Origin of the sequence: Streptomyces sp. LS1784, from assembly GCF_020103755.1 — a bacterium.
Classification (GTDB): Bacteria; Actinomycetota; Actinomycetes; order Streptomycetales; family Streptomycetaceae; genus Kitasatospora.
Genome location: NZ_JAHSQD010000265.1, coordinates 1 through 11,065, shown reverse-complemented (window position 1 = coordinate 11,065; position 11,065 = coordinate 1). Strand labels below are relative to the sequence as shown.

General features: G+C 73.8%; 8 protein-coding genes and 1 pseudogene. 6 read left to right on the top strand and 3 right to left on the bottom strand.

Annotated features, from left to right (window positions below; all coding sequences use genetic code 11):
- The 5 genes and pseudogenes from KS423_RS26220 to KS423_RS26200 all read left to right on the top strand — a co-directional run.
- Positions 1–662 (top strand): annotated as a pseudogene (locus KS423_RS26220) (amino acid deaminase); the annotation flags it as partial.
- The gene (locus KS423_RS26215) at positions 662–2,272 is read left to right on the top strand and encodes an amidohydrolase family protein (protein ID WP_224282234.1); all 1,611 of its coding nucleotides are present in this window, start codon (positions 662–664) and stop codon (positions 2,270–2,272) included. The pseudogene KS423_RS26220 and the gene KS423_RS26215, both read left to right, overlap by 1 nt.
- Positions 2,269–2,913 carry a bifunctional 4-hydroxy-2-oxoglutarate aldolase/2-dehydro-3-deoxy-phosphogluconate aldolase gene (locus KS423_RS26210; protein WP_224282233.1) on the top strand — a complete coding sequence of 215 codons (645 nt, stop codon included), beginning with the start codon at positions 2,269–2,271 and terminating at the stop codon, positions 2,911–2,913. The genes KS423_RS26215 and KS423_RS26210 overlap by 4 nt, the downstream gene beginning before the upstream one ends.
- A gap of 238 nt (positions 2,914–3,151) precedes the next feature.
- Positions 3,152–4,756 (top strand): alpha-amylase family glycosyl hydrolase, encoded by a 1,605-nt coding sequence (locus KS423_RS26205; protein WP_224282232.1) that lies wholly within the window; start codon positions 3,152–3,154, stop codon positions 4,754–4,756.
- Between the two features lie 169 nt (positions 4,757–4,925).
- Positions 4,926–5,978, top strand: a complete 1,053-nt coding sequence (locus KS423_RS26200) for an ABC transporter permease (RefSeq protein WP_224282231.1) — start codon at positions 4,926–4,928, stop codon at positions 5,976–5,978.
- Between the two features lie 114 nt (positions 5,979–6,092).
- On the opposite strand, the gene KS423_RS26195 is transcribed toward KS423_RS26200, so the two are convergent.
- The 3 genes from KS423_RS26195 to KS423_RS26185 are packed head-to-tail and all read right to left on the bottom strand — an operon-like array spanning position 6,093 to position 9,960.
- Positions 6,093–7,283, bottom strand: a complete 1,191-nt coding sequence (locus KS423_RS26195) for an acyl-CoA dehydrogenase family protein (protein WP_374120035.1) — start codon at positions 7,281–7,283, stop codon at positions 6,093–6,095.
- Positions 7,280–8,455 carry a CaiB/BaiF CoA-transferase family protein gene (locus KS423_RS26190; RefSeq protein ID WP_224282230.1) on the bottom strand — a complete coding sequence of 392 codons (1,176 nt, stop codon included), beginning with the start codon at positions 8,453–8,455 and terminating at the stop codon, positions 7,280–7,282. Before KS423_RS26190 ends, KS423_RS26195 begins: the two co-directional genes overlap by 4 nt.
- Positions 8,452–9,960: an APC family permease gene (locus tag KS423_RS26185; protein ID WP_224282229.1), complete on the bottom strand. Its 1,509-nt coding sequence runs from the start codon at positions 9,958–9,960 to the stop codon at positions 8,452–8,454. Before KS423_RS26185 ends, KS423_RS26190 begins: the two co-directional genes overlap by 4 nt.
- 185 nt (positions 9,961–10,145) lie before the next feature.
- Between KS423_RS26185 and KS423_RS26180 the strand changes: the two genes are divergently transcribed.
- The gene (locus tag KS423_RS26180) at positions 10,146–10,898 is read left to right on the top strand and encodes a FadR/GntR family transcriptional regulator (RefSeq protein ID WP_224282228.1); all 753 of its coding nucleotides are present in this window, start codon (positions 10,146–10,148) and stop codon (positions 10,896–10,898) included.
- Positions 10,899–11,065 lie beyond the last annotated feature (167 nt).

Here is an 11,065-nt window from a genome sequence, read left to right as displayed (position 1 = left end):
CCACCCTGCGCCTGGCCGGCGTCGGCGGGTACGAGGGCACGCTCGCGCACGACGCCTCGGCCGAGGCGCTGGCCTCCGTCCGCGGCTACCTGCGGGCGCTCGGTGACCTGCACGGCCGGCTGGCGAGCGCCTACCCGGACGGCACCCGGCCGGTGGTCTCGGCCGGCGGCAGCGCCTACTTCGACCTGGTGGCCGAGGAGCTGGCGAACCTGCCGGAGGCGTTCGTGGTGCTGCGCTCGGGTGCGTACATCGCCCACGACGACGGCTTCTACCGGGGCATCTCGCCGCTTGCCCGGGACGGCGGACAGACGCCGTTCCGGGGCGCGCTGCACGGCTGGGCCCGGGTGGTCTCCCGGCCCGAGCCGCAGCTCGTGCTGCTGGACGCGGGCAAGCGCGACCTGCCCTTCGACGAGGGCCTTCCCGAGCCGCAACAGGTGCGCGGCGGAGCAGAGTTGACCGGAACGGCGGCCCGGATCACCGCGCTCAACGACCAGCACGCCTTCCTGCGCGACGCGGGTGACCTGGCGCCGATCGGCGCCGTGCTGCGGTTGGGCGTGTCGCACCCGTGCACGGCCTTCGACAAGTGGACGGCGATCCCGGTGCTGGACTCCGCGGACGCGGCCGAGCCGAAGGTCACCGGCCTGGTCAGGACGTTCTTCTGATGCCTGGGGAGAGAACGGTCTTCAAGGGGGCGACGGTCGTCGACGGCACGGGCGCGGAGCGCTACCGGGCGGACGTCCGGATCGCCGACGGCCTGATCGCCGAGATCGGCGAGGGCCTCGACGCGCCCGAGACGGTGGACGCCGACGGGCTGGTGCTGACCCCCGGCTTCATCGACATGCACGCCCACTCCGACCTCGCCCTGCTGCTCGAACCCGAGCACCCCGCCAAGGTCACCCAGGGCGTCACCTGTGAGGTCCTCGGCCAGGACGGCCTGTCCTACGCCCCGGTGGACGACGTCACGCTGCCCGCACTGCGCCGCCAACTCGCGGGCTGGAACGGCGATCCGGGCGACTTCGCCTGGGACTGGCGGGACGTCGCCGGCTACCTGGAGCGGATCGACCGCACCGGTGTCGCCGTCAACGCCTGTTACCTCGTCCCGCACGGCACGCTGCGGATGCTCGCCATGGGCTGGGACAACCGTCCGCCCACCCCGGCCGAACTCGACCGGATGCGGCAGGTGCTGGCGAGGAGCCTGCTGGACGGCGCGGTCGGCATGTCCAGCGGCCTCAGCTACACCCCCGGGATGTACGCGGACACCGCCGAGCTGGTCGAGCTGTGCACCGTCGTCGCGGCCTACGGCGGCTTCCACGCGCCGCACCAACGCTCGTACGGTGCGGGGGCGTTGGAGGGCTACGCGGAGATGGTGAAGATCGCCCGGCAGAGCGGCTGCGCGCTGCACCTGACCCACGCCACGATGAACTTCGGCGTCAACCGGGGCCGGGCCGGCGAGCTGCTGGAGCTTCTCGACCGGGCGCTCGCCGACGGCGTCGACCTCACCCTGGACAGCTACCCCTACCTGCCCGGCTCCACCACCCTGGCCGCCCTGCTGCCGAGTTGGGCCACCGAGGGAGGCCCGGCCGCGACGCTGGCGCGGCTCGCCGACCCCGCGCAGTGCGCGAAGATCCGGTACGAGGTGGAGGAGAAGGGCAGCGACGGCTGCCACGGCGTGGTCACCGACTGGGCGACGATCCAGATCTCGGGTGTCCGCTCGGCCCCGCTCGCCGGGACGGTCGGCCGTACCGTCGCCGAGCTGGCCGTCGAGGAGCAGCGGACCGGCACCGAGGTGTTCCTGGACCTGCTGCGCCGGGACGAGCTGGCCACCACGATCCTCCAGCACGTGGGGCACGAGGAGAACGTCCGGGCGATCATGCGCCACCGCGCGCACACCGTCGGCAGCGACGGACTGCTGGTCGGCGCCCGGCCGCACCCGCGGGCCTGGGGCACCTTCCCGCGCTACCTCGGCCACTACAGCCGGGAGTTGGGTGTGCTGACGCTGGAGGAGACGATCGCCCGGATGACCGGCCGCCCCGCCGCCCGGCTGGGGCTGGACCGGCGCGGCCGGATCGCCCCCGGTCACCACGCCGACCTGGTGCTCCTCGACCCCGAGAAGGTCCGGGACGCCGCCACCTTCGAGCACCCCCGGCTGCCCGCCGAGGGCATCGAGTACGTGTACGTCAACGGCACCGCCGTCGTCCGGCAGGGTCGCACCACCGGCGCCCGGCCCGGGCGCGCCCTGCGCCGAACCGACCGAGGAACCCTGGCCCCATGACCGAGCTCTCCGCCACGACCGATCTCTCCGTCCTGCGCGACGAACCGGTGATCGCGGTGGTCCGCGCCCCCCGGATCCCGGACGCCGCCGCGCTCTGCGCCGCACTCGCCGAGGGTGGCATCAACCTGACAGAATTCACCTACACCACACCGGATGTGACGCAGCATCTGCTCAGGGCCTCGAAGTCCGGCCGGCGGGTCGGGGTCGGGACGGTGCTGACCGCCGAGCAGGCACGGCGCGCAGTCGAGGCGGGGGCCTCCTTCCTGGTCACCCCCGGCTGCCGTCCCGAGGTCGCCGAGGCGGCGGCCGCCGCCGGGGTGCCGGTGGTGCTCGGGGCGCTCACCCCGACCGAGGTGGCACACGCGGTGGACCTCGGCGCCGCCGCCGTCAAGATCTTCCCGGCCCGGGCGTTCGGCCCCGGCTACTTCAAGGACCTGCGCGGCCCGTACCCCGACGTGCCGCTGGTGGCCTCCGGCGGGGTGAACGCGGGCAACGCCGCCGCGTTCCTCGCGCACGGTGCGCTCGCGGTCTGCGCGGGGACGGACGTGGTGCCGCCGGACGTGGTCGCGGCGGGGGACTGGGCGGAGATCACCCGGCGGGCCCGGTTGTTCACGGCGGCCTGTGCGGGGCAGGCCCCGTAGGGACCGGCACTGCGGCGCCGCGGGTGCGGCCTCCGCCGAGAAGCGCGGGTGCGGGCTCCGCCGAGAAGCGCGGGTGCGGGCTCCGTGAAGAAGGCGGCGGCGGGGCGAGGTGGGCTGTCAGGGCGGCCGGGATTGGACGAGAATCGGGGGCATCCGGCTCGGCCCCGGCCGAGCCCGTCCCGGCCCAGCCCCGCCCGGACAGGCCCGGGCCTCCGGACCCCGGCAGGAGGAACCGCCCATGACCTCGACCCGCCCCGGCCCCGACTGGCTCGACGACGCCGTGCTGTACCAGATCTACCCGCAGACCTTCGCCGACTCCGACGGCGACGGCATCGGCGACTTCGCCGGCATCGCCGAGCACCTGGACCACCTCGCCTGGCTCGGTGTCGACACCGTCTGGCTCAACCCCTGCTTCGCCTCGCCGTTCCGCGACGCCGGGTACGACGTCACCGACTACCTCACCCCCGCCCCGCGCTACGGCAGCACCGGGGACCTGGCGGCCCTGGTCGAGGCCGCCCACCGCAAGGGCATCCGGGTCCTGCTGGACCTGGTGGCCGGGCACACCTCCGACCGCCATCCCTGGTTCCTGGCCTCCGCCGAGGACCCGTCCGACCACCGGTACATCTGGTCCGACACCGCGGTGGACGGCTTCGTCGCCTCGCCCGGCAACCGCCCCGGCTGGTACCGGCCGAACTTCTTCGACTTCCAGCCGGCGCTCAACTTCGGCTACGCGCGTGGCAGTTCGGAAGAGCCCTGGCGCCAGGCGGTGGACGCGGAGGGCCCGCGCGCCAACCGGGCGGCACTGCGCGCGATCATGGCGCACTGGCTCGCCCTCGGGGTGTCCGGCTTCCGGGTGGACATGGCGTACTCGCTGGTCAAGGACGACCCGGGCAAGGTGGAGACCGCCAAGCTCTGGACCGAGCTGCGCGACTGGCTGGACCGCACCCACCCCGAGGCCGTCCTGCTCGCCGAGTGGGGCGACCCGGCGGCGGCCGTCGCGGCCGGCTTCCACGCCGACTTCTTCCTGCACTTCGGCGGCGAGGACCACGGCCTGGCGCTGCGCTCGCTCTGGAACAACAACGGCGGGACGGTCGAGGAGTTCTGGCACCAGGAGGCCTGCTACTTCGAGGCCGAGGGCCGGGGCGCTCCGCAGCCCTTCCTGGACGCCTGGCGCTCCGCCGCCGAACTCACCGAGGGCAGCGGGCACATCGTGCTGCCCACGGCCAACCACGACTTCTCCCGCCTGGCCACCGGCCCGCGCACCGCGGAGCAACTCGCCCCCGCCTTCGCCTTCCTGCTCACCTGGCCGACCCTCCCGGCCGTCTACTACGGCGACGAGATCGGCATGCGCTACCTGCCGGGGCTGCCCGACACCGAGGGCAGCGTGCTCGGCCCGCGGTTCAACCGGGCCGGCTCGCGCACCCCGATGCAGTGGACGCCCGGCCCCACCGCCGGCTTCTCCAGCGCCCCGCCCGAGCGGCTGTACCTGCCGGTGGACCCGGACCCGCACCGCCCGGACGTGCTCTCCCAGCGCGCCGACCCGACCTCGCTGTTGCACACCGTCCGGCGGCTCGTCGCGCTGCGCCGGGCGCACCCCGGGCTGGGTGCGGTCGGCGAGGTGGAGGTCCGGAACGCCGCCTACCCGCTGGTGTACACCCGGGCCGGGCGGTACCTGGTGGCGGTCAACCCGCGCCGGGAGCCGGCGGTCGTACGACTCGCGGGCCTGCCGGAGGGTGTCCGGCGGGCGCAGGGCGTCCGGCCGCTGGAGGTGCAGGGCGTGCGGGTGGCGGACGGCGAGCTGCGGGCGGACGGGTTCTCGTACGGAGTGTTCGAGCTGGGCTGACGGCCGGTCCGGTCGAAGCCGGGCCGCCGGCCGATGGGGCCCGGCTTTCGATCGATGTCGAATGGTTGTAAGCTACATCGATAGAAGGTTGCATTGACCATCCATATTGGTTGCATTTAGCATCTTCTTTGATCATGGAGAGACACCACCGGAGGACGGTACGAACACCATGAGCACACCCCGGAACCCTGCCGCGGAGCCCACCCTGGGGCACTCGCTCAAGCACCTGGCCACCCACCTGATCACCCCGCTGCTGATGTGCCTGGGCATGGCGCTCGCCTACCAGGGCGCGTTCCACCAGCCCGAGCCGCACCACCTCAAGGTGGCCGTGGTCGGCACCACGCCGCAGGCGCAGGGCCTGGCGCAGGCGATCCAGGGCAAGGCCGGGGACGCGCTCGACGTCCGCACCGTGGACGACCGGGCCGCCGCCGAGCAGCAGCTGCGCGACCGGGACCTCGTGGGCGCCTTCGTCCCGGACGCCAAGAGCTCCGAGCTGATCGTCGCCAAGGGGAACTCGGACACCTCGGTGGTGGCCGCCACGGAGGTGTTCACCAACGTCACCGACCGGCAGGGCGTGCCGCTGCACGTCACCGACCTGACCACCCCGGCCGAGGGCGACCCGACCGGGCAGGGCCTGTTCTTCCTGCTGGTCGCGCTGAGCATCGGCTCCTACGCCAGCGTCGCGGCGATCGGTGCCGCCGGCGCGGCGCTGAGCCTGAGGGTGCGGGCGCTGGTCGGGGTGGCGGTCTCGCTGGTGGTCAGCGTGATCGGGATCGTCACCGCCGGGCCGGTCTTCCATGTGGTCGACCACGACCACGCCGCGGTCTGGGCGCTCGGCTGGCTCTACTCGGCGGGCATCGTGCTGATCGGCATCGGCCTGCACAGCTTCCTGAAGAAGTGGACCACGCTGGCCCTGATGGTGCTGTTCGTGATGCTGAACTTCACCTCCTCCGGCGGAATCTACCGGCCCGAGCTGCAGAACGGGTTCTTCGGCGGCCTGCACGGCTTCTGGACCGGCGCCGGCTTCCTGGAGGGCGCGCGCAGCGTCATGTACTTCGACGGCGGAGCGGGCCTCGGCGGGCACGTCGTGACCCTGCTGGTCTGGCTGCTGCTCGGCGGGGTGGCCCTGGTGGCCGCGGCGGTGTACGAGGGCCGCGGGCGCCGCCCGGTGGAGACGCCGCAGGAGGCCGAGGAGGAGACGGAGGAGGCGGTCGCGGTCTGACCGCACCCCTCGGAGAGACTCCACCCGGTGCCACGGGCATCGGCACCGGGTTGGGGAACGGCGGCCCGCGCCCGGCTCTGGACAAGCCGGGCGCGGGCCTCGGCGCGTGCCGCTCTACCGGTACGCCGCCTGCCCGGTGAGCGCCTGGCCGACCACCAGCGTGTGGATCTCGCTGGTGCCCTCGTAGGTCAGCACCGACTCCAGGTTGTTGGCGTGCCGGATCGGCGAGTACTCCAGCGAGATGCCGTTGGCCCCGAGGACGGTGCGGCACTCGCGGGCGATCGCCAGCGCCTCGCGCACGTTGTTGAGCTTGCCGACGCTGACCTGCTCGGAGCGCAGCCGCCCGCCGTCCTTGAGCCGGCCGAGGTGGACGGCCAGCAGCGCGGAGTTGCCGAGCGCGAGCGCCATGTCGGCGAACTTGCGCTGGGTCAGCTGGAAACCGCTGATCGGCCGGCCGAACTGGACCCGCGCGTCCGCGTACCGCAGGGCCGCCTGGAGCGAGTCCCGGGCGGCGCCGACCGCGCCGAACAGGATGCCGAACCGCGCCTCGTTCAGGCAGGACAGCGGCCCGCGCAGCCCCTTCGCCCCCGGCAGCTGCGCCTCGGCGGGCAGCCGGACGCCGTCCAGGTGCAGCTCGGAGGTGACCGAGGCGCGCAGCGACAGCTTCTGCCGGATGTCGCGGGTGGTGAAGCCGGGTGTGCCGCGCGGCACCAGGAAGCCGCGCACGCCGTCCTCGGTGTTCGCCCAGACGGTGGCGACGTCCGCGATGCCGCCGTTGGTGATCCACGTCTTGGTGCCGTCGAGGATCCAGTCCGAGCCGTCGCGCACCGCGCGGGTGCGCATCCCGGCCGGGTTGCTGCCGAAGTCCGGCTCGGTGAGCCCGAAGCAGCCGATCGCGGTGCCGGCGGCGAGCCCCGGCAGCCACTCCTGCCTCTGCTCCTCCGAGCCCCACCGGTGGATCGAGTACATCGAGAGCGAGCCCTGGACCGAGACGAAGCTGCGGAAGCCGGAGTCGGCGGCCTCCAGTTCGAGGCAGGCCAGGCCGTAGGAGACGGCGTTGGTGCCGGCGCAGCCGTAGCCCTCCAGGTGCATCCCGAGCAGGCCCAACGCGCCGAGTTCGGGGGCGAGTTCGCGGGCGAAGTGGGCGCTGTCGAACCACTCGGGCAGGTGCGGGCGGACCCGGTCGGCGAGAAACCTGGCGACGGTGGCCTGGATCTCGCGCTCCTCGTCGGTGAGGAGGGTGGCGAAGTCGATCAGGTCGAGCGGGTCGGACATGGCGGTGCCGGTGCCGTGCGGGGTGCTCATGGGTGGTCCTCGGGGTCCTTGTCGTACGGGGCGTCCAGCCAGGCGGTCAGTTCGGCGGTGTGCTCGCCGAGCCGCGGCGGGGGCAGGTGGTAGCGGGGCGGGGTGCGGGAGAGGCCGATCGGGTTGGCGACCAGGTCCAGCGGGCGGCCGTCCGGGCCGGGCAGTGGCGCCCGGGGGTGCAGGCCGAGCGAGTCGGCGAGGCCGAAGGCCTCGGCCAGGTCGTTGACCGGACCGCAGGGCACGCCGAGCGGGGTGAGCACCGCGAACCACTCGGCGGCGGTGCGGCGTTCGAGCCGGGCGGTGAGTTCGCGGGCCAGCACGGTCACGTGCGCGACCCGGTCGGAGTTGGTGGCGAAGCGCGGGTCGCCGGCCAGCTCGGGGGCGCCCACGCCCCGGCAGAGCGCGGCGAACTGCCGGTCGTTGCCGACCGCGACGACCATCGGGCGGTCGGCGGCGGTGAACACCTCGTACGGGGCGATCGACGGGTGGCGGTTGCCGAGGATGCCCGGTACGGCCCCGGCCAGGGTGTAGCCGGCGGATTGGTTGACCAGGCCGGAGAGCAGCGTGGAGAGCAGGTTCAGCTCCACCAGCTGGCCCCGGCCGGTGGCCTCGCGCTCGCGCAGCGCGGCCAGCACGCCGACCGCCGCGTGCAGCCCGGTCAGCACGTCCACCAGCGCGACGCCGGTCTTCACCGGCTCGCCGGGGGCCGGGCCGGTCACCGACATCAGGCCGCCCACGGCCTGCACCAGCAGGTCGTAGCCGGGCAGTTCGGCGCCCCGGCCGGAGCCGAAGCCGGTGATCGAGCAGTAGACCAGCCGGGGGTTGAGGGCCTGGGCGCGGTCCGGGTCGAGGCCGTGGCGGGCCATCGTGCCGGGGCGGAAGTTCTCCACCAGCACGTCGGCGCGGCGGACGAGTTCGACGGCGCGGGCGTGGTCGGCCGGGTCGCGCAGATCGAGGGTGAGGGAGCGCTTGTTGCGGTTGACGGAGAGGAAGTAGGTGGCTTCGCCCTGGGCGTGCGGCGGGCCCCAGGCGCGGGTGTCGTCGCCGGTGCCGGGCTGCTCGACCTTGACCACGTCGGCGCCGAGGTCGGCCAGCAGCATCGTCAGGTAGGGCGCGGCGAGGACCCGGCCGAAGTCGGCGACCAGGACGCCGTCCAGCGGGAGCCCGGTCATGCCCGCTCCCCGGTCGCTTCGGCCACGGCCGCCGCGTCGCCCGAGGGGGCGTCGCCGCGCAGGTGCGGGCGGGCCAGCAGGAGGTAGAGGCCGCCGGCCGCGAGCACCACCACCGCGGAGAGCAGCACCAGGTAGTTGTCGTACCACGCGGCGTCCGGGGTGCGGCCCCAGCAGATGTTGACGATCGCGGCGACGCCGTAGACCAGCGCGCCGGTGTTCACCGCCAGGCCCCAGCGGCCGAGCCGGAAGTCCCCGCTCGGGCGCCAGCCGCGCAGCCGGGCCCGCAGCGCGGCCAGCACCACCATCTGGAAGGCCAGGTAGATGCCGATGCTGGAGAAGGAGATGATCTTCGTGAGGGCGCCCTCGGAGAGCGCCGAGGCGCCCACGATGATCGCGCCGGGCAGCGCTGCGGCGAGCAGCAGCGCGTACGGCGGCACCCACAGCCGGTCCGAGACGGTGGACAGCAGCCGGCTGCCTGCGATCATCCGGTCCCGGGCGAAGGAGTACGCGAGCCGGCTCGCCGCCGCCTGGAGGCTCAGCACGCAGGACAGGAAGGAGATCAGCACCACGCCGATCACCACCCGGGCGCCGGCCGCGCCGAAGGCGTCGTGCAGCACCTTGGCCACCGGGTCCCTGTCGTCGCCGGAGACCACCGCGCCGATGTCCTGGATCGACATCACCAGGGCCAGGCTGACCCCGATCGCCGCCGCGCCGCCGACGTAGATGGTGCGCCGCATCGATTTGGGGATCTGCCGGCCCGGGTCGGGCACCTCCTCGGCGACGTCGCCGCAGGCCTCGAAACCGAAGAACAGGAAGACCGCGATCAGCCCGGCGGCCAGGAAGGCGTCGGTGTAGTCGCCGTCGCCGCCGGCGCCGAACCGGTCGAAGAGCACGCCGAGGCCGTGGTAGCGGTGCGTCAGCAGCAGCCAGGCGCCGACCGCCAGGGCGCCGAGCAGCTCGGCGGCGAAGCCGAACACGGCCGCCGCCGACAGCACCCGGGTGCCGCCGAGGTTGATCACGGTGGCGAGCGCCAGCAGGCCGAGTGCGCACCAGACGGTCGTCGCGGTGCTCGGCTCGACGCCCAGCAGGGCGGCCACGTACGGGCCCGCGCCGTAGGAGACGGCCGCGATGGTGGACATCAGCGCCAGCAGGTAGACCCAGCCGGTCATCCAGCCCCAGGTGCGGCCCCAGAGTCGGCGCGCCCACGGGTACACCCCGCCGGCCACCGGGAACTGGGCGACCACCTCGCTGAACACCAGGGCCACCAGCAGCTGGCCGAGGCCCGCGATCAGGAAGCTCCAGACCATCGGCGGCCCGGCGGTCTGGAGCGAGGAGGCGAAGAGTGTGTACACGCCGACGACGGGGGAGAGATAGGTGAAGCCGAGCGAGAAGTTCGCCCAGGGGCTCATGTCGCGCTTGAACTCGGAGGTGTAGCCGAGGGCGGCCAGCCGCTCGGTGTCCGGGTCGTGGGAGTGGGTGGTGGCACGTGCAGTGGCATCGGTCATGACCTGCTCCTGGGAACGTGTCGTGATGCGTGGGGGAGCGCTGCGGGGTGATGCTCGGGCCGAGGTTGCGGGAAAACATACGAGATTGAGTTTCTAGCGGCAAGAGTGCGCGCTCGACCGGGAGGTACCCTGCGGGAAACATCCGGTCGGACGGTGATCCGGCGACGGCGATCGAGGAGGGGCCCGTGACGGCCATCGGCAGTGCGACCCCGCTGCTCAGTGCCGTCCTCGCGCCGCTCGCCGACCTCGGGCGCGCCGACGCGGTGGCCCGCCGGATCACCGAGGCGATCGCCCTCGGACTGGTCGCCGACGGGGACCAGCTGCCCAGCGAGAACGACCTGGCCGACCAGCTCGGCGTCGCCAACGGCACCGTCCGTGAGGCCCTCGCACTGCTCCGGGAGGCCGGACTGATCGAGACCCGGCGCGGCCGCAACGGCGGCAGCTTCGTCCGCACCCCCGCCGAGGGCTCCGAACACCTCCAGCTCGCCCGGCTGCGCGACCTCGCCACCGTCGACCTGCGCGACCTCGGCGACGAGGAACTGGCCGTCTTCGGCACCGCCGCCCGGCTCGCCGCCGAACGCGCCCCGGCCGACCTCGGACCCCGGCTCACCCGGCTGGTGCACGACCTGCGCGACGCCGCCGGGCCCGCCGAGCAGCGCCGTGCCGATGCCCGCTTCCACATCGAACTCGCCGTCGCCGCCCAGTCGGTGCGGCTCACCCAGCTCGCCGTCCGGCTCCAGGCCGAACTCGGACCGCTGCTCTGGCTGCCCGCCCCGCACGGGCCGGACCAGGAGCGCTTCGCCGAGCAGCACCGGGAGATCCTGGTCGCCGTGCTGGCGGGTGACGCGGCCGGCGCCCGGGCCGCCGCCGAGGCGCATGCGGTGGCCTGCGTGCACCATCTGGTCCGGCGGCACCTGGAGTTGGCGGACGACGGCTGAGCCGGGGCCGTGCCGCCGTTCCCGGACCCCTCCCTCGCCGCCGGAGCCGTCATGACCAGCGCGTCCAGCCTCACCCTGCCCGTCGCTCGCGAGCCGGCCGCCGTCGAGCGGTGCGCCCGGCACCTCGCCGCCGCCGTCGACTCGGTGCTCGCCGAACTGGACGGCCT

Bases quoted from the DNA above. Each gene is read 5' to 3' on its own strand.
- KS423_RS26210 (WP_224282233.1), top strand. From the start codon at position 2,269: ATGACCGAGCTCTCCGCCACGACCGATCTCTCCGTCCTGCGCGACGAA.
- KS423_RS26195 (WP_374120035.1), bottom strand. From the start codon at position 7,283: ATGAGCACCCCGCACGGCACCGGCACCGCCATGTCCGACCCGCTCGAC.
- KS423_RS26215 (WP_224282234.1), top strand. From the start codon at position 662: ATGCCTGGGGAGAGAACGGTCTTCAAGGGGGCGACGGTCGTCGACGGC.
- KS423_RS26185 (WP_224282229.1), bottom strand. From the start codon at position 9,960: ATGACCGATGCCACTGCACGTGCCACCACCCACTCCCACGACCCGGAC.
- KS423_RS26200 (WP_224282231.1), top strand. From the start codon at position 4,926: ATGAGCACACCCCGGAACCCTGCCGCGGAGCCCACCCTGGGGCACTCG.
- KS423_RS26190 (WP_224282230.1), bottom strand. From the start codon at position 8,455: ATGACCGGGCTCCCGCTGGACGGCGTCCTGGTCGCCGACTTCGGCCGG.
- KS423_RS26205 (WP_224282232.1), top strand. From the start codon at position 3,152: ATGACCTCGACCCGCCCCGGCCCCGACTGGCTCGACGACGCCGTGCTG.